Origin of the sequence: Streptomyces sp. NPDC002057, assembly GCF_040296665.1 — a bacterium.
In the GTDB taxonomy this organism is placed as follows: domain Bacteria; phylum Actinomycetota; class Actinomycetes; order Streptomycetales; family Streptomycetaceae; genus Streptomyces.
The window spans coordinates 13,194-31,895 of sequence record NZ_JBEOXR010000017.1 but is presented as its reverse complement, the minus strand read 5'-3'; the positions used below and the strand labels follow the sequence as shown (position 1 = coordinate 31,895).

Annotated in this window: 19 protein-coding genes; 11 read left to right on the top strand and 8 right to left on the bottom strand. The window is 73.0% G+C overall.

All coding sequences use genetic code 11. The annotated features are described in order from the left end of the window. The gene (locus ABT129_RS15985) at positions 1-1,083 is read left to right on the top strand and encodes an LLM class flavin-dependent oxidoreductase (RefSeq protein WP_351901183.1); all 1,083 of its coding nucleotides are present in this window, start codon (positions 1-3) and stop codon (positions 1,081-1,083) included. On the opposite strand, the gene ABT129_RS15980 is transcribed toward ABT129_RS15985, so the two are convergent. After that, positions 1,073-1,933: a hypothetical protein gene (locus ABT129_RS15980; protein ID WP_351901181.1), complete on the bottom strand. Its 861-nt coding sequence runs from the start codon at positions 1,931-1,933 to the stop codon at positions 1,073-1,075. The genes ABT129_RS15985 and ABT129_RS15980 overlap by 11 nt on opposite strands. A 233-nt stretch (positions 1,934-2,166) precedes the next feature. Between ABT129_RS15980 and ABT129_RS15975 the strand changes: the two genes are divergently transcribed. Further along, the gene (locus tag ABT129_RS15975) at positions 2,167-2,424 is read left to right on the top strand and encodes a WhiB family transcriptional regulator (RefSeq protein ID WP_351901179.1); all 258 of its coding nucleotides are present in this window, start codon (positions 2,167-2,169) and stop codon (positions 2,422-2,424) included. 23 nt (positions 2,425-2,447) lie between these two features. Here the strand turns inward: ABT129_RS15975 and ABT129_RS15970 are convergent, their stop codons facing one another. The 4 genes from ABT129_RS15970 to ABT129_RS15955 form a co-directional block, all read right to left on the bottom strand. Beyond that, on the bottom strand, positions 2,448-3,422 hold the full coding sequence (locus tag ABT129_RS15970; RefSeq protein ID WP_351901177.1) for an acyl-ACP desaturase: 975 nt from the start codon (positions 3,420-3,422) through the stop codon (positions 2,448-2,450). 362 nt (positions 3,423-3,784) lie between these two features. Beyond that, entirely contained in the window at positions 3,785-5,452 is a 1,668-nt protein-coding gene (locus ABT129_RS15965) for an ABC-F family ATP-binding cassette domain-containing protein (RefSeq protein ID WP_351901175.1), read from the bottom strand. Positions 5,453-5,789: 337 nt separating this feature from the next. Next, a complete protein-coding gene (gene ssgD / locus ABT129_RS15960) occupies positions 5,790-6,149 on the bottom strand; it encodes a spore wall synthesis regulator SsgD (RefSeq protein WP_351901356.1) in 360 nt (119 codons plus the stop codon). A 224-nt stretch (positions 6,150-6,373) separates the two neighbouring features. Further along, a complete protein-coding gene (locus ABT129_RS15955; RefSeq protein WP_351901172.1) occupies positions 6,374-6,838 on the bottom strand; it encodes a (4Fe-4S)-binding protein in 465 nt (154 codons plus the stop codon). A 76-nt stretch (positions 6,839-6,914) separates the two neighbouring features. On the opposite strand from ABT129_RS15955, the gene ABT129_RS15950 reads away from it, so the two are divergent. Then, positions 6,915-8,033 carry a WD40/YVTN/BNR-like repeat-containing protein gene (locus ABT129_RS15950; protein WP_351901170.1) on the top strand — a complete coding sequence of 373 codons (1,119 nt, stop codon included), beginning with the start codon at positions 6,915-6,917 and terminating at the stop codon, positions 8,031-8,033. A gap of 100 nt (positions 8,034-8,133) precedes the next feature. On the opposite strand, the gene ABT129_RS15945 is transcribed toward ABT129_RS15950, so the two are convergent. Then, entirely contained in the window at positions 8,134-8,433 is a 300-nt protein-coding gene (locus ABT129_RS15945; protein WP_351901168.1) for a YciI family protein, read from the bottom strand. Between the two features lie 140 nt (positions 8,434-8,573). Between ABT129_RS15945 and ABT129_RS15940 the strand changes: the two genes are divergently transcribed. The 3 genes from ABT129_RS15940 (at position 8,574) to ABT129_RS15930 (ending at position 9,954) form a co-directional block, all read left to right on the top strand. Next, positions 8,574-9,269: an endonuclease V gene (locus ABT129_RS15940; RefSeq protein WP_351901167.1), complete on the top strand. Its 696-nt coding sequence runs from the start codon at positions 8,574-8,576 to the stop codon at positions 9,267-9,269. Between the two features lie 182 nt (positions 9,270-9,451). Beyond that, entirely contained in the window at positions 9,452-9,586 is a 135-nt protein-coding gene (gene mmpA, locus ABT129_RS15935; protein WP_351901165.1) for a morphogenic membrane protein MmpA, read from the top strand. Next, entirely contained in the window at positions 9,583-9,954 is a 372-nt protein-coding gene (locus tag ABT129_RS15930; protein WP_351901163.1) for a VOC family protein, read from the top strand. Before mmpA ends, ABT129_RS15930 begins: the two co-directional genes overlap by 4 nt. A gap of 49 nt (positions 9,955-10,003) precedes the next feature. Here the strand turns inward: ABT129_RS15930 and ABT129_RS15925 are convergent, their stop codons facing one another. Next, positions 10,004-11,152 carry a saccharopine dehydrogenase family protein gene (locus ABT129_RS15925; protein ID WP_351901354.1) on the bottom strand — a complete coding sequence of 383 codons (1,149 nt, stop codon included), beginning with the start codon at positions 11,150-11,152 and terminating at the stop codon, positions 10,004-10,006. 453 nt (positions 11,153-11,605) lie between these two features. Here ABT129_RS15925 and ABT129_RS15920 point away from each other — a divergent pair, with 453 nt between their 5' ends. Genes ABT129_RS15920 through ABT129_RS15905 form a run of 4 tightly spaced genes read left to right on the top strand, consistent with a single transcriptional unit; the run spans position 11,606 to position 17,373 of the window. After that, a complete protein-coding gene (locus ABT129_RS15920) occupies positions 11,606-12,763 on the top strand; it encodes a CaiB/BaiF CoA transferase family protein (protein ID WP_351901161.1) in 1,158 nt (385 codons plus the stop codon). After that, positions 12,760-13,902 (top strand): acyl-CoA dehydrogenase family protein, encoded by a 1,143-nt coding sequence (locus ABT129_RS15915; RefSeq protein WP_351901159.1) that lies wholly within the window; start codon positions 12,760-12,762, stop codon positions 13,900-13,902. Before ABT129_RS15920 ends, ABT129_RS15915 begins: the two co-directional genes overlap by 4 nt. A 46-nt stretch (positions 13,903-13,948) precedes the next feature. Next, entirely contained in the window at positions 13,949-15,163 is a 1,215-nt protein-coding gene (locus ABT129_RS15910; protein ID WP_351901157.1) for an acetyl-CoA C-acetyltransferase, read from the top strand. A 38-nt stretch (positions 15,164-15,201) separates the two neighbouring features. Further along, positions 15,202-17,373 carry a 3-hydroxyacyl-CoA dehydrogenase NAD-binding domain-containing protein gene (locus ABT129_RS15905; protein WP_351901155.1) on the top strand — a complete coding sequence of 724 codons (2,172 nt, stop codon included), beginning with the start codon at positions 15,202-15,204 and terminating at the stop codon, positions 17,371-17,373. Positions 17,374-17,376: 3 nt separating this feature from the next. On the opposite strand, the gene ABT129_RS15900 is transcribed toward ABT129_RS15905, so the two are convergent. Beyond that, positions 17,377-18,114 carry a MerR family transcriptional regulator gene (locus ABT129_RS15900; protein WP_351901153.1) on the bottom strand — a complete coding sequence of 246 codons (738 nt, stop codon included), beginning with the start codon at positions 18,112-18,114 and terminating at the stop codon, positions 17,377-17,379. Between the two features lie 138 nt (positions 18,115-18,252). Here ABT129_RS15900 and ABT129_RS15895 point away from each other — a divergent pair, with 138 nt between their 5' ends. Next, the gene (locus ABT129_RS15895; protein ID WP_351901151.1) at positions 18,253-18,696 is read left to right on the top strand and encodes a PPOX class F420-dependent oxidoreductase; all 444 of its coding nucleotides are present in this window, start codon (positions 18,253-18,255) and stop codon (positions 18,694-18,696) included. Positions 18,697-18,702: the final 6 nt, after the last annotated feature.

Genomic DNA, 18,702 nt, shown 5'->3' with positions numbered 1-18,702 from the left:
ATGACCGCCCCGGCACCCGAAGTGCTCTGGTACATCATCCCGCGCGAAGGCGCCTACCCGTGGGAGCCGGCGGGCCGGCGCCCCGTCGACCTCGGCTACCTCACGCAGCTCGCCGGAACCGTCGAACGCCTCGGCTACACCGGCGCGTTGCTCGCCACCGACCTGTACGACGTGTGGCCGCTCGGTGCGGCGCTCGCGGCCTCCACGAGCACCCGGTTCAAGCCGCTCCTCGCCGTCCACCCCGGCCTGATCGCGCCCACCCTGCTCGCCAAGATGGCGCTGAGCTTCGACAACCTCTTCGGCGGACGGCTCCGCTTCAACGTCGTCAACGGCTCGACCGCCTCCCTCCGCGAGTACGGGCTCCACGTCGAGCACGACGAGCGGTACGAGCTGAGCGCCGAGTACTGGTCGATCGTGAAGCGGCTCACGGCGGGGGAGGTCTTCGACCACAAGGGGCGCTTCTACGACCTCAAGGGCGCGGGCGCCTCCTTCCGGGACCTGCGGCCGGTCCAGGAGCCGCACGTGCCGCTCTGGTTCGGAGGCTCCTCGGCGCCCGGCATCGAGATGGCCGCGGAGCACGTCGACGTCTACCTCACCTGGGGCGAGCCGCCGCACCTGCTGAAGGAGAAGCTCGACCACGTGCGGGCACGGGCCGCGGCCCACGGCCGCAGCCTCCGCGTCGGCCTGCGTCTCCACCTCATCGTCCGCGACACCGAGGACGAGGCCTGGGCCGCCGCGGACCGGCTCCTCGACGTCACCAGCGAGGCGACGTACGCGCGGCAGCTCGGGGAGCGCGCGGGGGAGGACGGCGTCGGCTGGCAGCGCCAGTTCCGCCAGCACGGCGGCAGGGTTCCCGCGCACGCCCGCGAACTGGAGACCCACCCCAACCTCTGGCCCGGCATGGGCCTCTTCCGCCCCGGCCCGGGGACGGCGGTCGTCGGTTCCACGGCCCAGGTCGTGGAACGCCTCAAGGAGTACCAGGACCTGGGCGTCGACACGTTCATCCTCTCCGGCAACCCCCTCCTGGAGGAGGCCTACCGGGTCGCGGAGACGGTCCTCCCGGCGCTGGGCGTCACCCGCTGAGATCGAAGACGCACCACTCGGTGTACGGCTCGACCTGGACGTAGATCCTGCTTCCCCGGCCGACGACCCGGCGGCGGCCGAGGGGAGCACCGTCGGGGAGGGTGAGCCGGCCGATGTCCGTGGGTTCGACGGAGGTCCCGGAGAGCTCTCCGCGGGCGAGCCGGTCGTGGTCCTCGCCGTAGCCGCCGAGGAAGGCGACCTCGCCCGCGTGGACGGCCACCGCCTTCGCACCCCGCACGGTGTTGGCCCGCACCCTCACCTCCCGGTCGGGCCGGATCTCCAGGAGCGGGAAGTCGGTGTACGGGCAGGCCCATGTGACGGAAGCGGAGACGTTCAGTGCGTAGCAGTCCATGATCCATCCGGCGCCGGAGACTTGGTGGGACGACCAGAGGAGCCGGCCCGTGGCGCTCCAGCGACGGATTCCCGCCGGGTTCTCGTCGAAGTGCCCGACCCAGAGGTCGCCGGTCGCGTCCACGAGCAGGTGCTCGATCGCGTCCCCGACGGAGAAGGTCCGGCTCTCGCGGCCGAGGGCGTCGAAGACCTGCACCTGGTCCCCGTCCTGGTACCGGCGGGCGCGGGAGGAGGCGACGACGAAACCGCCGTCCGGCAGGCGGTCCAGGTGCGGCCACCGGGCCCGGACCGCGCTCAGCTCCGTGACCTCGGCACCTCCGTCCTCGTGGACGGAGACGAACAGCGCGTCGTAGGGAGGGTGGTCGGTGCCCGGTTCCGGCGCGCGGTCGGCGAGCAGCCAGTGGGCGGCGCCGAAGGCGTCGACGGTACTGCCCAGGACATGGCGGGAGTGGTACGCGCGGGGCAGCCGGGCGTGGGGGACGAGGGCGGTCTTCTGCACGGGCGGGCTCTCCAGGGGTGGGCGGGGCGGTCGCGGGGTTCGGGCGCTCGGACGGCGGAACCCGGTGGTGCGCGACCCGCGGAGAGCGGAGCGGGGCGCCTACGCGGCATGGCCCTTTCTGATCGTCATGCGGCGATTCTCGCCCATGCCCGACGGGATGACCATCCCGTTCGGCGCGCCGCATTGATCGAACGTTGATGGCTCGTTTACGACGCTCCGGCAGCGTGTACGGCATGCAGACCTACACGAACGTACTGACCGCACCGGAGCCCGACATGACCTGGCAGGAGAACGCGCTGTGCGCCCAGGCCGGACCGGAGTTCTTCTTCCCGGCTCCCGGTTCCTCGACCCGCGAGGCGAAGCAGCTCTGCGGGGCCTGCGAGGGGCGCGTGGCCTGCCTGGAGTACGCGCTGAGCCACGACGAGCGCTTCGGCGTGTGGGGCGGGCTCTCGGAGAAGGAGCGGGGGCGGCTCAAGCGGCAGAGCCGCTGAACCGCCCCCGTGTCACCGGTGGATCAGCCCGCCTTGCGCGCGGCCATCCGCGCCTTGCGGGCCGCGAGCTTCTCGTCGAACTTGCTCGCCTCGGAGTCGAGGCCGTTCATGTACAGCCCCAGCTCCTCCTGGGCGCGCAGACCGTCCGGGCCGAGGCCCTCGATCTGGAGGACCTTGAGGAAGCGCAGGACGGGCTGGAGGACGTCGTCGTGGTGGATGCGCATGTTGTAGATCTCGCCGATCGCCATCTGCGCCGCCGCCCGCTCGAAGCCGGGCATGCCGTGTCCGGGCATCCGGAAGTCGACCACGACGTCCCGCACGGCCTGCATGGTGAGGTCGGGGGCGAGCTCGAAGGCCGCTCCCAGCAGGTTGCGGTAGAAGACCATGTGCAGGTTCTCGTCGGTGGCGATGCGGGCGAGCATCCGGTCGCACACCGGGTCGCCGGACTGGTGGCCGGTGTTGCGGTGCGAGATGCGGGTGGCGAGCTCCTGGAAGGCGACGTACGCCACGGAGTGCAGCATCGAGTGCCGGTTGTCGGACTCGAAGCCCTCGCTCATGTGCGCCATCCGGAACTGCTCCAGCTTGTCCGGGTCGACGGCGCGCGAGGCCAGCAGGTAGTCGCGCATCACGATGCCGTGCCGGCCCTCCTCGGCGGTCCAGCGGTGCACCCAGGTGCCCCAGGCGCCGTCGCGGCCGAAGAGGCTGGCGATCTCGTGGTGGTAGCTCGGGAGGTTGTCCTCGGTGAGCAGGTTGACGACGAGGGCGATCTTGCCGATCTCGGTCACCTTGGACTGCGCCGGGTCCCAGGCCTCGCCGTCCTCGAAGAAGCCGGGGAAGTTGCGGGCGTCGGACCAGGGCACGTACTCGTGCGGCATCCAGTCCTTGGTGACCTTGAGGTGCCGGTTGAGCTCCTTCTCCACGACCTCTTCCAGCGCATAGAGCAGCCGGGCGTCGGTCCACCCTGCCGAGCTGTCGAGGTGGGGAGAAGTGAGCGTCACGGGGACTCCTGGGGACGGAGAGGGGCGAACGGGCGTACCTACGGATTCGTAGGTTACGAGACCGTAGGTTAAGGCTCCGTAAGGCGTCGGCCAAGCCCGTCCCGACGATGTCCGGTTACGTTCCGTTATGCGCGCTGCTCGGACGGGGTGCTGGAGACGCAGGTCACGTCCCGGACGGCCCCTGGCGGCCGGCCTGCCGACTACGGAGTGCAGCCGTATGGAGGCTCAGAGCACCCGCCCGGCCCGGCGGTTCGAAGCGGCGTCCGGCGAGGATCCGGAGCCCGCGCCCGGCGGCGCGGAGCGCCCCCGCCCTCACCCCGCGAAGTCCCGCGCCCTGCGCCACCGCTGGTCCCGGGGGACCGCTACCGCCCGGGAACCGCCCCGCCGCCGACGGGACCCGACGCCGCCTCCCGTACCTCCTCCGCGGTCGTCGGCCGCAGCTCACCGTCGAGCAGCAGCCAGCGGGTGATGCCCAGCGACTCCAGGAACGTCACGTCGTGGCTCGCCACGACCAGCGCCCCCTCGTACGCGTCGAGGGCCGCCGTCAGCTTCCGGACCGACGCCATGTCCAGGTTGTTCGTCGGCTCGTCCAGCATCAGCAGCTGCGGGGCCGGCTCCGCGAGGAGCAGTGCCGCGAGCGTCGCCCTGAACCGCTCCCCGCCCGACAGGGTGCCCACGGCCTGATCGGCCCGCGCCCCCCGGAAGAGGAACCGTGCCAGCCGCGCCCTGATCGCGTTCCCCGTCGCCGTGGGCGCGAACCGGGCCACGTTCTCCACCACGCTCAGCCCGTCGTCGAGGACGTCGAGCCGCTGCGGCAGGAAGCGGAGCGGTACCCGCGCCTCCGCCTCGCCCGAGAGCGGCTCGACCTCCCCGGCGATCGTCCGCAGCAGCGTCGTCTTCCCGGCGCCGTTCCTGCCGACCAGTGCGATCCGCTCCGGCCCGCGCAGCTCGAACGCGCCGGCCACCCGGGCCCCGTACCGCAGCTCCAGATCCCGCAGGAACAGGACCTCGCGGCCCGGCGGCACCGAGGTCCGCGGCAGCTCGACCCGGATCTCGTCGTCGTCCCGCACCGCCTCCACCGCCGCGTCCAGCCGCTCCCGGGCCTCCGAGAGGCGCTCCGTGTGCAGCGCCCGGTGCTTGCCGGCCGAGACCTGGGCCTCGCTCCTGCGATTGTTCGCGACGATCTTCGGTACGACCTTGTTCTCGAAGCTCTTCTGCCCGAACCGTTTCCGGCGGGCCAACTTCACCTGGGCGTCGGAGAGTTCCCGCTTCTGCCGCTGGACGTCGGCCTCGGCGACGCGGACCATCCGCTCCGCCGCCTCCTGCTCGGCGGCGAGCGCCGCCTCGTAGTCGGAGTAGGCGCCGCCGTACCAGGCGACGGAGCCGTCCCGCAGATCGGCGATCTGGTCGACCCGCTCCAGGAGTTCGCGGTCGTGGCTGACCACGACCAGGACGCCGGACCAGTTCTCCACCGCCTCGTACAGCCGCGCGCGGGCGTGCCGGTCCAGGTTGTTGGTCGGCTCGTCGAGGAGCAGGACGTCGGGGCGGGCGAGCAGCAGCGCGGCGAGGCGCAGCAGCACGGACTCCCCGCCCGAGACCTCGCCGACGGTCCGGTCGAGGCCGACGGAGTCGAGCCCGAGCTGGTCGAGGGTGGCACGGGCCCGCTCCTCCACGTCCCAGTCGTCGGCGAGGGCGGTGAAGTGCTCCTCCGCCGGGTCGCCCGCCTCGATGGCGTGCAGGGCGGCACGCTTGGCCGCGATGCCGAGGATCTCGTCCACCCGGCGTGAGGTGTCCAGGACCAGGTTCTGGGGGAGATGGCCGAGTTCACCGGTGACCCGGACGGTGCCGGAGGCCGGTGCGAGCTCGCCCGCGATCAACTTCAGGAGGGTGGACTTGCCGGAGCCGTTGAGCCCGACGAGGCCCGTTCGGCCGGGGCCGACCGAGAGCCGGAAGTCGTCGAGGACCTCGGTGCCGTCGGGCCAGGAGAAGGAGAGGGACGTGCAGGTGATGAAGGTGGGGTGATGCGCCATGGGGGCCTCCCGGATGCGTGAGCGCGAGCGTGACGTGATGCGACGCGTGGAGACACCGGGGCGCGGGCAGTCGGAGGAACGGCTCGTACGCCGAGGTCGAGAACGGCACACGCGGCTCACAGGGCACGCGCGGCGCGGTGTCTCGCAACCTCAGACGAGCAACGTCCTTCTCCGATCTGATGACGACAGGTCGTTACGGACCGTACGCCGGGGCGCGAGAGGGCGGCAAACGATTTACGCGGCGACGCGCGTGAGGGAGGAAAGGAGGGAGGAGAGGAGGGATGGAGGGAGGAGGGGGAGGGAGCAGGCGGAGGAAGGGCCGGTGACGGCCCGGCCGCTACGGACGCTCGTCCAGCAGCTCCGTGAGGTCCTCGTCCCAGTCCAGGTACTGGTGCTCACGGCCCGCCGGCACCAGATGCTGCGAGGCCTCCAGGAAGCGACGCAGCTCCGAGGTCCGCACGTGGACCATGGCCACCCCCTCCGGAGCGTGGAACTCGACCACCGTCCGGTCGTACCCGTACGGGCGCAGCCGTACGTCCCCGACCCCGGCCGGCCGCTCGACGCCCTGCACCAGCAGCTCACGGGCGAAGGCCCACGAGACCTCGACGCCCTCCAGGGTCGCGGGGGGCGGGAAGGCCATGCTCACCGCGTACGGGTCCTCGCGGTCGTACCGCAGAGTGGCGGGGACGGTCTCCATCCGCGGAGCGGATGCGACCAGACGGGCCTGGACGGCCTGCTCGATGACGACGGCGGACAAGACCGGCTCCTCTCACACGGGCTTCGGATCCTGTGCGTCTCCCCGACACCAGGGCACCTGACACCTGGCTAGACGAGCGGAACGGCCGGAACGTGCACTCCGGGACCACGTGACCTGCGTCACCGAGCACGCTCCGGCGGCGGTCCGGGGCGCATCGGTGCAGGTCAGCGCTGTTCGCCCAGGTCGTCGCCGGGTTCGGCGCACGGACCGGAGTGATCGCAGTACGGCTGGTTTCCGGAGGCTCCACAGCCGCACAGGACCACCCGCGTCTCCTCCCGGTCGCCGAACGCGCCCGTCACGCGGAGGTCTCCGCGCAGGACGAGCCCGCCGGAGGGGGTGCGGCGCACGGTCGTGGGGGAGTCGGGGGGTTCGGCGGAGCCGTCGGCCGGGTGGTACCGGAGCGCGCCGGAGGGACAGCGGCGGACGACCTCCGCGACGAGACCGGTCTCGGCGGCGTCGGGCAGCACCCATGGGCGCCGGGACAGGTCGAAGACCTCGGGCAGGCCGTGCACGCACTCGGCCGCGTGCAGGCAGCGGCGCGGCTCGAAGGTGACGGTGATGCCCTCGCCCTCGTACTCCTTGAGCCTCGGCTTCTCGTCGGGCCCGCCCTCGCCCGTGCGGTCGGTCATGGCACCCAGCCTAGGAACGCCCCGCGGGGGACGCACCCTGGACGGGGAGCGGCCGGGGGTACTAGCTTCCGGCGCCATGACGTCCATGGGGAAGACGAGACGAATGATGTCGGTGGGGCTGATCGGGGCGGCGCTCGCGCTGACCCTGGCCGCCCCGGCGCGCGCCGGGGCGACCCCCGCGGCGGCGGCCGACGGGCGGACGGCGGAGACGGGGGCCGCCGCGACCGGCTGGCACCTGACGCCGACCGGTACCGACGCCCGGTTCCGCGGCCTCGCGGCGGTCGACCGCCGCACCGCCTGGGCCGCCGGCTCGAAGGGCACGGTGCTGCGGACCACCGACGGCGGCCGGAGCTGGCGGAACGTCTCGCCGCCCGGCGCCGCCGAGCTGGAGTTCCGTGACGTGGAGGCCTTCGACACCCGCCGCGCCGTCGTCCTCGCCATCGGGGAGGGCGAGGCCTCGCGCGTGCTGCGCACCGAGGACGGCGGCGCCACCTGGACCGAGGCGTTCCGCAACACCGATCCGCGTGCCTTCTACGACTGCATGACCTTCTTCGACCGCCGGCACGGACTCGCCATGAGCGACCCCGTCGACGGGAAGTACCGCATCCTCTCCACCCGGGACGGCGGCCGTTCCTGGAAGGTGCTCCCGAACGCCGGGATGCCCGACGCGCTGCCCGGCGAGGCCGGCTTCGCGGCGAGCGGCCAGTGCCTGGTGTCGGCCGGACCCCGGGACGTGTGGCTGGCGACGGGCGGCGGTGCCACCGCGCGCGTGCTCCACTCGGCGGACCGGGGCCTGACCTGGACCGCCACCGTCTCGCCGATCCCCGCGGGGGACCCGGCCCGGGGCGTCTTCGGGCTCGCCTTCCGCGACCGCGCGCACGGCATCGCCGTCGGCGGGGACTACCGCAAGGACCAGCCGTCCCCACGGGCGGCGGCGGTCACCGGTGACGGGGGCCGCACCTGGCGCGCCTCGGCGACACCCCCGCCCGCCTACCGCTCCGGCGTGGCCTGGCTCCCGCACAGCCGCAGCGCGGCGCTCGCGGTCGGACCGACGGGCACGGACCTCACCACGGACGGCGGCCGCACCTGGCGCACGGTCGACACCGGCTCGTACGACACGGTCGACTGCACCCGCGACGGCTCCTGCTGGGCCTCCGGCGAGAAGGGCAGGATCGCCCGCCTCACCGGCCGCTGACGGGCGCGGCCCGGAGCCGGACGGGCGCGGCCCGCAGCCGGACGGGCGCGGCCCGGAGCCGTACGAGCGGGGGCGGGGAGAGGGCGAGCGCGGGCCGGGATCAGGAGGGGAGCTGCTCCCGGTACGCGGCGAGGCCGTCGGCCGTCTTCGTCGCGTAGAACTCCGTGATCCGGTACGCGCACACGCCCTCGACGCTGAACGGGTCGGCCGCCGCGATCTTCTCGATCTCCGCGCGGTCGACCCCGGCGGCCAGGATCACCCCGCCGTCGCGCGGGTTCTTCCGCCCCGAGGCCAGGAACACCCCGGCGGCGTACTGCGCGTCGAGCCACTCGATGTGCGCGTCGAGCAGCGCGTCCGCCCGCTCGACGGGCGCGGTGTAGGTCAATTCCAGTACGAACATGATCGCCAGGCTACCCGCGCGGCCCGGACACCCGCGGACCGTCCCACCCCCCGGACCGCCCTCCGCGACGCCCCGGCCCCACGTTTCCCCGCCGGGGGCCCGGGAGCCGCCCGGCGGCCGACCATAGGGTGACCCGCATCATGACGATCATCGACATTCCGGCGGGCTGGCCCGCCGACGAGACCGCAGCCCTGGCCGTCCAGCAGGAGCTGCGCGGGCGCCTCGTACGCGACGAGGAGGGCCCGGAGGCCGGCCACGGGCACGTCACCGGGCTCGACGTGGCCTACGACGACGAGCGCGACCTGGTCGCCGCGGCGGCCGTCGTCCTCGACGGGCGGACCCTGGAGGTGGTGGAGGAGGCCACGGCCGTCGGCCGCGTCTCCTTCCCGTACGTCCCCGGGCTCCTCGCCTTCCGCGAGATCCCGACGGTCCTCGCCGCCCTCGACCGCCTCACCGCCGATCCCGGCCTCCTCGTCTGCGACGGCTACGGCCTCGCCCATCCCCGCCGCTTCGGCCTCGCCAGCCACCTCGGGGTGCTCACCGGCCGGCCGTCCATCGGCGTCGCGAAGAACCCCTTCACCTTCACGTACGGGCAACCCGGTTCGGCGCGCGGCGACTTCGCCCCGCTCCTGGCCGACGGCGAGGAGGTGGGGCGGGCCCTGCGGACCCGCGCCGGGGTGAAGCCCGTGTTCGTCTCCGTCGGCCACCGGGTCTCCCTGGCCAACGCCTGCGCCCACACCCTCCACCTCACCCCCCGCTACCGCATCCCCGAGACCACCCGCCACGCCGACTCCCTCTGCCGCCGCGCCCTGACGGAGGCACTCGGGGAGGCCTGAACCCGGGTGCGCCCGAGGGCCTGGACGCCTGGGGCCCTGGGGCTGCCTGGGCCCCTGAGGGTCCAGGGGCGTCTGAGGCGCCTGAGCGCGTCCGAGCGGCGAGAGGTGTGAGTCGCCTCCTGGGACGTCTGAGTATCTGTACGGATACCGAGCCGTGACACGGCCCCGGCAGAGTGGGGTTCATGACAACACCCCTTTCCGCTCCGCCGCGTTCCGCCGGGCGCGGCCTGAACCTGATCCTGGCCGGCTCCGCGCTCGTCGCGCTGGCCTGGGTCTGCGCCGTGCTGTACATCATCGTGGCCTGGGCCGTGGCGTGATCGGGCGCCTGAGGTGCCTCGTGCTCGACTGCCCGGACGCCCCGCGACTCGCCGATTTCTACCGGCGGTTGATCGGCGGGGAGGTGGAGAGACCCGATCCCCGGTGGGCCGTCGGCGAGGGCTCCGCCGTGCTGCGCGGCGACGCCGGTCCGGTGCTCGCCTTCCAGGGCGTGGCCGATCACCGGCCGCCCGTCTGGGGCGCGCCCGAGCAGCAGTTCCACCTCGACGTGCGGGTCGACGACCTGGGCGCCGCCCACGACGCGGTGCTCGCCCTCGGAGCCGTACCGCTCGACGACGGGGGTGACGGCCAGGCCTGGCGTGTCTACGCCGACCCGGCCGGCCACCCGTTCCGTCTCGTACGGCCCTGATCCCCCGCGTCCGTCCGGTCGTACGGCCCGGATCCCTCGTCCGTACCGCTCAGCCCCGGTGGGCCACCCGGAAGCGGATGCCCGCCGCCCTCAGCCGGGTGATGAGCGCGTCGCCCATCGCCGCCGCCGTCGTGACCTGGCCCGCCGTCTTCGGCAGCGGGTCGAAGGCGAGGCAGAGGGCCGACTCGGCGAGCATCTTCGCCGTCTCGTCGTACCCGGGGTCGCCGCCCGAGACCTCGGTGAAGACCCGGCGTCCGCCGCCCTCGCCGACGAAGCGCACCGAGAACCAGCTCCGGGCGCGCCGCTCGGCCGACGGCCCCCGGCCCGCCTGGTAACGCCCCATCAGCCACTGCCGCACGGACGGCAGTTGGGCCACGGCCACGCTCGCACCGACGGCGGCGGCGCCCCCGATCGCCACCGGGAGGTTCTTCACGGAGGCGTAGTGCCGGTAGCGGAAGTCCGGCCCGTACCGGTCGAGGGCCGCCGCCGAACGGGACACGACCTGCGGGTCGAGCGTCGGCAGCGGCAGCGCCCAGGTACCGGTCTCGCGGCTGAACCGCGGCCCGCTCAGCGGCGCGCGGGCCCGGCGGCCCACCAACCGCGGTTCGTGCAGGCGTCGTTCGCGCGCCGCCCGGAGCATCTCCGGACCCCGGCCGAGCGCGGTCAGCGCCGAGGCGAAGGTGCCGCCGGAGAAGGTCGCCCCGACCCTCACGAAGCCGTCCACCCGGAGCGGCACGTCCTTCGGGAGCTGCTGGACGGTGAAGTACGCGCCCAGATCGTGGGGGACGGAGTCGAAGCCGCAGGCGTGCACGATCCGGGCACCGGTCTCCCGGGCGCGGGCGTCGTGCCGCACGTACGTCAGGTCGACGAACTCCGCCTCGCCGGTGAGGTCCACGCAGTCCGTGCCGGCCTCGGCACAGGCGGCGACGAGCCCGTCGCCGTACCAGACGTACGGACCGACCGTGGTGGCCACCACCCGGGTGGACTCGGCGAGTTCGCGCAGGGAGTCGGGGTCGGCGGCGTCGGCGACGACGAGCGGCAGTTCGGCGTGGTGCGGCCACCGGGCGGCGAGCCGCTCGCGCAGGGCCGTGAGCCCCGCGAGGTTGCGGCCCGCGAGTGCCCAGCGGCACTCCGCCGGGGCGTGTTCGGCCAGGTAGGCGGCGGTGAGTTCGCCCACGAACCCGGTCGCCCCGAACAGGACGACGTCGTAGGGCCTGCCCCCGTGGTCCCGCGAGGCCTCCCGCCCGGCCTCGGGCGCCGCCCCGCTCCCGCTGTCCGGCGCGCCTTCGCGCCCGGCCGCAGCCCCCGCCCCGGCTTTGGCCACCGCCCCGCTCCCGCTGTCCGGCGTGGCTCCGTGGTCCGGTGCGCCTCCGCTCTCGCCGCCGGCCCCCGCCCCGCTCCCCACGCCCGTCCCTGTTCCCATCCAGCCCCTCATTTCGGCCGTGCCGCGCCGCCGCGCGCGGCTCTCGTCGTCGGCGGAGGATAGCGGGTCCGGCAGCCTGCTCCGTTGCCGCCCTACCCCCGGTTACCCCACCTGCCCCCGTCCGGTAATTTCCAAGCGCTTGCTCGGCCGGGGGGCTTGTGCCGAGTGGAACACGTTCCTAGCATCTCTGGTGTTACATCATTGGTGTCACACACGCCTGGGGGCTCGATGAGCAGGACGCACTCCGCCGGGAACGGCCCGCTGACCGGGGTCCGCGTGGTCGAACTCGCCGGCATCGGCCCCGGCCCCTTCGCCGCCATGCTCCTCGCCGACCTCGGGGCCGACGTCGTCCGCGTCGACCGCCCGGGCGGTCCCGGCCTCGGCATCGACCCGGCCCGTGACCTCACCAACCGCAACAAGCGCTCCGTCCTCGTCGACCTCAAGGCCGAGGACGGCCCCGCCACCGTCCTCGACCTCGTGGCCCGCGCCGACATCCTGATCGAGGGGTACCGGCCCGGCGTCGCCGAACGGCTCGGCGTCGGCCCCGACGTCTGCCTCGCCCGCAACCCGCGTCTCGTCTACGGACGGATGACCGGCTGGGGACAGGACGGGCCGCTCGCCACGACCGCCGGACACGACATCGGCTACATCGCGATCACCGGCGCCCTCGGCATGATCGGCCCCGACCCGGACGGCCCGCCCACCGTCCCCGCCAACCTCGTCGGCGACTACGCGGGCGGCTCCCTCTACCTCGTCATCGGCGTCCTCGCCGCCCTCCAGCACGCCCGCGCCCACGGCGAGGGCCAGGTCGTCGACGCGGCGATCGTCGACGGCACCGCCCACCTCACCACCATGATCCACGGCATGCTCGCCGCCGGCGGCTGGCAGGACCGCCGGGGCGTCAACCTCCTCGACGGCGGCTGCCCGTTCTACGGCGTGTACGAGACCTCCGACGGCGGCCACATGGCGGTCGGCGCCCTGGAGGAGCGGTTCTACGCGGAGTTCGTCCGCCTCCTCGGCGTCGAGGACGTCGCACCCGCCCGCCGGGACCTCGCCCGCTGGCCCGAACTGCGCAAGGCCGTCGCCGACCGCTTCCGGAGCCGTACCCGCGAGGAGTGGACGGCCGTCTTCGACGGCGGCGACGCCTGCGTCGCTCCCGTGCTCTCCCTGCGCGAGGCCCCGTCCCACCCCCACCTCGCCGCGCGCGCCACCTTCACCGAACACGGCGGCATCGCCCAGCCCGCCCCCGCCCCCCGCTTCTCGGCCACCCCCGGCACCCTGCGCACGGGCCCCGCCCTGCCCGGAGCCGACACCGCGGAGGTCGCCCGCGACTGGGCCGTACCCGCCCTCGACCGTCCGATCCAGACCCAGGAGACCGACGCATGAAGCGCCAGCTGTACACCGCCGACCACGAGGCCTTCCGGGCCACCGTCCGCACCTTCCTGGAGAAGGAGGTGCTGCCCCACTACGCGCAGTGGGAGAAGGACGGCATCGTCGCCCGGGAGGCCTGGCTCGCCGCCGGCCGGCAGGGGCTGCTCGGCCTCGCCGTCGACGAGGAGTACGGAGGCGGCGGCAACCCCGACTTCCGCTACGGAGCCGTCCTCGCCGAGGAGTTCACCCGCGCCGGCGCCCCCGGACTCGCCATCGGCCTGCACAACGACATCATCGGCCCGTACCTCACCTCGCTCGGCACCGAGGAGCAGAAGCGGCGCTGGCTGCCCGGCTTCTGCTCCGGCGAGACCGTCACGGCGATCGCCATGACGGAACCCGGCGCCGGTTCGGACCTCCAGGGCATCCGTACGACCGCCGAGGACCACGGCGACCACTGGATCCTCAACGGCTCCAAGACCTTCATCTCCAACGGCATCCTCGCCGACCTGGTCGTCGTCGTCGCCCGCACCACCCCCGAGGGCGGCGCGCACGGCCTCTCCCTCCTCGTCGTCGAGCGCGGCGCCGAGGGCTTCGAGCGCGGCCGCAACCTCGACAAGATCGGCCAGAAGTCCCAGGACACCGCCGAACTCTTCTTCCGCGACGTCCGCGTCCCCAAGGAGAACCTGCTCGGCGAGCTCAACGGTGCCTTCCTGCACCTCATGACCAACCTCGCCCAGGAGCGCCTCGCCATCGCCGTCGCCGGCATCGCGGGCGCCGAGCACCTCCTGGAGACCACCACCCGGTACGTCAAGGAGCGCGAGGCCTTCGGCCGCCCGCTCGCCCGGCTCCAGCACATCCGCTTCGAGATCGCCGAGATGGCCACCGAGTGCGCCGTCACCCGGACCTTCGTCGACCGGTGCATCGAGGAGCACACCGAGGGAGGACTCGACGCCGTCCACGCCTCCATGGCCAAGTGGTGGGCGACCGAACTCCAGAAGCGGGTCGCCGACCGCTGCCTGCAACTCCACGGCGGATACGGCTACATGAGCGAATTCCCGGTCGCCCGCGCCTACACCGACGGCCGGATCCAGACCATCTACGGCGGCACCACCGAGATCATGAAGGAGATCATCGGCCGGTCCCTCCTCGGCTGACCTCCCGCCGCCCGTCTTCCCCAACCCTCATCGCGAAAGGCTTTCCGTGAGCACCGAAGCGTACGTGTACGACGCGATCCGCACCCCGCGCGGACGCGGCAAGGCCAACGGCTCCCTGCACGGCACCAAGCCCATCGACCTGGTCGTCGGCCTCATCCGGGAGATCCAGACCCGCAACCCCGGCCTCGACCCGGCCGCCATCGACGACATCGTCCTCGGCGTCGTCGGCCCCGTCGGCGACCAGGGCTCCGACATCGCCCGGATCGCCGCCATCGCCGCCGGTCTCCCCGACACCGTCGCCGGTGTCCAGGAGAACCGCTTCTGCGCCTCCGGCCTCGAAGCCGTCAACATGGCCGCGATGAAGGTCCGCTCCGGCTGGGAGGACCTCGTCCTCGCCGGCGGCGTCGAGTCGATGTCCCGGGTGCCGATGGCCTCCGACGGCGGTGCCTGGTTCTCCGACCCGATGACCAACCTGGAGACCAACTTCGTCCCGCAGGGCATCGGCGCCGACCTCATCGCCACCATCGAGGGCTTCTCCCGCCGCGACGTGGACGAGTACGCCGCGCTCTCCCAGGAGCGGGCCGCGGCCGCCGTCAAGGACGGCCGCTTCGCCCGGTCGATCGTCCCCGTGAAGGACCGCGCGGGACTCACCGTCCTCGACCACGACGAGTTCCTGCGCCCCGGCACGACCGCCGACTCGCTCGCTCGGCTCAAGCCCTCCTTCGCCGACATCGGCGAGCTCGGCGGCTTCGACGCCGTCGCGCTGCAGAAGTACCACTGGATCGAGGAGATCGACCACGTCCACCACGCCGGCAACTCCTCCGGCATCGTCGACGGCGCCTCCCTCGTCGCCATCGGCTCGAAGGAGGTCGGCGAGCGGTACGGACTCGCCCCGCGCGCCCGGATCGTCTCGGTCGCCGTCTCCGGCTCCGAGCCGACCATCATGCTGACCGGCCCCGCCCCGGCCACCCGCAAGGCCCTCGCCAAGGCCGGACTCACCATCGACGACATCGACCTCATCGAGATCAACGAGGCCTTCGCCGCCGTCGTCCTGCGCTTCGTCAAGGACATGGGCACCACCCTGGACAAGGTCAACGTCAACGGCGGCGCCATCGCGCTCGGCCACCCGCTCGGCGCCACCGGCGCGATGATCCTCGGCACCCTCGTCGACGAGCTGGAGCGGCAGGACAAGCGCTACGGCCTGGCCACCCTCTGCGTGGGCGGCGGCATGGGCATCGCCACCGTCGTCGAGCGCGTCTGACCGTCCCGTCCGAACCCCTCATACGGAGAAGCAGAGCCATGAGCGAGAGCACCACCATCCGCTGGGAGCAGGACGCGACCGGGATCGTCACCCTCGTCCTCGACGACCCGAACCAGTCCGCCAACACCATGAACCAGGCCTTCCGGGCCTCGATCATCGCGATCGCCGACCGCGTGGAGGCCGAGAAGGACTCCATCCGCGGCATCATCTACACCTCCGCGAAGAAGACCTTCTTCGCCGGCGGCGACCTCAAGGACATGGTCCAGGCGGGCCCCGAGCACGCCCAGGACATCTTCGAGGGCGCCCTGGAGATGAAGCGCGCGCTGCGCCGCATCGAGACCCTCGGCAAGCCCGTCGTCGCCGCGATCAACGGCGCCGCGCTCGGCGGCGGCTACGAGATCGCCCTCGCCTCGCACCACCGCGTCGCCCTCGACGCCTCCGGCTCCAAGATCGGCCTGCCCGAGGTCACCCTCGGTCTGCTGCCGGGCGGTGGCGGCGTCACCCGCACCGTGCGCCTCATGGGCATCACCGACGCCCTGCTCAAGGTGCTGCTCCAGGGCACCCAGTACACCCCGAGGCGGGCCCTCGACAGCGGCCTCGTCCACGAGGTGGCCGCCACGCCCCAGGAGATGATGGACAAGGCCATCGCCTTCATCGACGCGCACCCCGAGTCCCGGCAGCCCTGGGACGTCCCCGGCCACCGGATCCCCGGCGGCACGCCCTCGAACCCCAAGTTCGCGGCCAACCTGCCCGCCTTCCCCGCCAACCTGCGCAAGCAGCTGAACGGCGCTCCCTACCCGGCGCCGCGCGCCATCATGGCCGCCGCCGTCGAGGGCTCCCAGGTCGACTTCGAGACCGCGCTCACCATCGAGAGCCGCTACTTCACCGAGCTGGTCGTCGGGCAGACGGCGAAGAACATGATCCAGGCGTTCTTCTTCGACCTCCAGGCCGTCAACTCCGGTGCCAGCCGCCCCAAGGGCGTCGAGCCCCGCCCGGTCCGCAAGGTCGCCGTCCTCGGCGCCGGCATGATGGGCGCGGGCATCGCGTACTCCTGCGCCCGCGCCGGCATCCAGGTCGTCCTCAAGGACGTCTCCGCCGAGTCCGCCGCGAAGGGCAAGGCCTACTCGGAGGCGCTCTGCGCCAAGGCCGTCTCCCGGGGCCGCACCACCCAGGAGAAGGCCGACGCGCTCCTCGCCCGGATCACCCCGACCGCCGAGGTCCGGGACCTGGCGGGCTGTGACGCCGTCATCGAGGCGGTCTTCGAGGACACGTCGCTCAAGCACAAGGTCTTCCAGGAGATCCAGGCCGTCGTCGAGCCCGACGCGCTGCTCTGCTCCAACACCTCGACCCTGCCGATCTCGGTCCTCGCCGAGGGCGTGGAGCGGCAGAGCGACTTCATCGGCCTGCACTTCTTCTCCCCGGTCGACAAGATGCCGCTGGTCGAGATCATCAGGGGCGAGCGCACCGGCGACGAGGCGCTGGCCCGCGCGTTCGACCTGGTCCGCCAGATCAACAAGACGCCGATCGTCGTCAACGACTCGCGAGGCTTCTTCACCTCCCGGGTGATCGGCCACTTCATCAACGAGGGCGTCGCCATGGTCGGCGAGGGCATCGAGCCCGCCTCCGTCGAGCAGGCCGCCGCACAGGCCGGCTACCCGGCGAAGGTCCTCTCCCTGATGGACGAGCTGACCCTGACCCTGCCCCGCAAGATCCGCAACGAGACGAAGCGGGCGATCGAGGAGGCCGGCGGGGTCTGGGTGACCCACCCGGGCGAGGCCGTCATCGACCGCATGGTCGACGAGTTCGGACGGCCCGGACGCAGCGGCGGCGCGGGCTTCTACGAGTACGGGGAGGACGGCAGGCGCGGGAAGCTCTGGCCCGGCCTGCGCGAGCACTTCGCCAAGCCCGGGTACGAGATCCCCTTCCGCGACATGCAGGAGCGGATGCTCTTCGCCGAGGCCCTGGACACCGTACGGCTCCTGGAGGAGGGCGTCCTGACCTCGGTCGCCGACGCCAACATCGGCTCCATCATGGGCATCGGCTTCCCCGCCTGGACCGGTGGCGTGCTCCAGTACGTCAACGGGTACGAGGGCGGTGTCGCGGGCTTCGTCGCCCGCGCCCGCGAGCTGGCGGAGACGTACGGCGAGCGGTTCACCCCGCCCGCCCTCCTGGTGGAGAAGGCCGAGCGGGGCGAGGTCTTCACCGACTGACGGTCACGGAGCCCGGAACGCCGTCCTCAGCTCCTCGCTCAGCGAGCGCTGGAAGGCCGTGAGGAGGGCCTGGACCACCATCGGCTGCATGTGCGCCGAGAGCGACCTCATCGCGCTCAGGTGGTCCGGGTCCTCCCCGCTCTCCCGGTACGGGCTCCACACCTCGTCCCGGAAGAGCCGGGAGAGCTCCTGGGCGGCGGCGCGCGCGTGCTCCAGGAGCACGGTGCGGGAGGCGAGGATGGTCTCATGCTCGATCGGCACGTCGAGCAGTTCGACGCCGAGCCGGAGCAGCGCGCCGTCGAGCCGGAACGTGTCCTCCTCCCCGGTCCGGTCGAGCACCCCCATCGCGGCCAGCCGGTCCACGTCCCGCTCCGTCAGCGCCCGCCCGGCCCGCCGCTCCAGCTCCCGCCGGGTGATGGACTCGGCGGACTCCGGGGCCCAGGAGGCCACCAGGGCCCGGTGGATGGCCAGGTCCTGCGCGCTGAGGTCGGGCGGCAGCTGCTCCAGGTACCGCTCGATCGCGGCCAGGGTCATGCCCTGCCGGCGCAGCTCCTCGATGAGCGCGAGCCGCGACAGGTGCCCCGGCCCGTAGTGCCCGACCCGCCGCGCCCCGATGACGGGCGGCGGCAGGAGCCCCCGCGTCCCGTAGAACCGCACGGTCCGCACCGTGACCCCGGCCCGCGCGGCCAGCTCGTCGACGGTGTAGCTCGGCCCGTCGTCCCCGTCGCTCCCGACGCCCATCCGAGGTGCCCCGCTTCCCCTCCAGGCGACCCGCCGGCCGGGATCGCTTGAACAGTATTGCTGTCTCACCAGGACTGTAAAAGACCGTGGACCGGTGTTCCCGGGTCGCGCGCCCGGGCGCGGCGGTAGCCTCGCGGGATGACAGCGACCTTCGGCGAAGCCGTCCGCGCGCGGCTGCGCGCGCCCCTCGTCTGGTACGTCGGCACCGTCTTCCCCGACGGAGCGCCTCAGGTCAGCCCGATGTGGGTGGACCTGGAGGGCGAGGGGGAGCTGATGTTCAACACCTCGGTGGGCCGGGTGAAGGAGGAGAACCTGCGCCGCGACCCCCGGGTCTACCTCTCGCACGCGGACGCCGACGACCCCTTCGACCGGGTCCAGATCAGCGGCGAGGTGGCCCGCTTCATCGAGGGCGACGAGGCCCACGAGCGCATGGACCGCCTGGCCCGGAAGTACCTCGGCTCGGCGGGCTACGAGTGGCTGATGCCGGGCGAACGGCGCGTCGCGGTGATCGTCCGCCCCCTCAAGGTCCGCCACATCGTCGGCGTCGAACGCTTCCGCCCCGGAGGCCCGGTTCCCGCCTAGGCCCGG

What these genes read in the sequence shown, in the direction of transcription:
- ABT129_RS15985 (WP_351901183.1), top strand. Translation starts at nt 1, where the DNA reads ATGACCGCCCCGGCACCCGAAGTGCTCTGGTACATCATCCCGCGCGAA.
- ABT129_RS15975 (WP_351901179.1), top strand. Translation starts at nt 2,167, where the DNA reads ATGCAGACCTACACGAACGTACTGACCGCACCGGAGCCCGACATGACC.
- ABT129_RS15965 (WP_351901175.1), bottom strand. Translation starts at nt 5,452, where the DNA reads ATGGCGCATCACCCCACCTTCATCACCTGCACGTCCCTCTCCTTCTCC.
- ssgD (WP_351901356.1), bottom strand. Translation starts at nt 6,149, where the DNA reads ATGGAGACCGTCCCCGCCACTCTGCGGTACGACCGCGAGGACCCGTAC.
- ABT129_RS15955 (WP_351901172.1), bottom strand. Translation starts at nt 6,838, where the DNA reads ATGACCGACCGCACGGGCGAGGGCGGGCCCGACGAGAAGCCGAGGCTC.
- ABT129_RS15950 (WP_351901170.1), top strand. Translation starts at nt 6,915, where the DNA reads ATGACGTCCATGGGGAAGACGAGACGAATGATGTCGGTGGGGCTGATC.
- ABT129_RS15945 (WP_351901168.1), bottom strand. Translation starts at nt 8,433, where the DNA reads ATGTTCGTACTGGAATTGACCTACACCGCGCCCGTCGAGCGGGCGGAC.
- ABT129_RS15940 (WP_351901167.1), top strand. Translation starts at nt 8,574, where the DNA reads ATGACGATCATCGACATTCCGGCGGGCTGGCCCGCCGACGAGACCGCA.
- mmpA (WP_351901165.1), top strand. Translation starts at nt 9,452, where the DNA reads ATGACAACACCCCTTTCCGCTCCGCCGCGTTCCGCCGGGCGCGGCCTG.
- ABT129_RS15920 (WP_351901161.1), top strand. Translation starts at nt 11,606, where the DNA reads ATGAGCAGGACGCACTCCGCCGGGAACGGCCCGCTGACCGGGGTCCGC.
- ABT129_RS15915 (WP_351901159.1), top strand. Translation starts at nt 12,760, where the DNA reads ATGAAGCGCCAGCTGTACACCGCCGACCACGAGGCCTTCCGGGCCACC.
- ABT129_RS15905 (WP_351901155.1), top strand. Translation starts at nt 15,202, where the DNA reads ATGAGCGAGAGCACCACCATCCGCTGGGAGCAGGACGCGACCGGGATC.
- ABT129_RS15900 (WP_351901153.1), bottom strand. Translation starts at nt 18,114, where the DNA reads ATGGGCGTCGGGAGCGACGGGGACGACGGGCCGAGCTACACCGTCGAC.
- ABT129_RS15895 (WP_351901151.1), top strand. Translation starts at nt 18,253, where the DNA reads ATGACAGCGACCTTCGGCGAAGCCGTCCGCGCGCGGCTGCGCGCGCCC.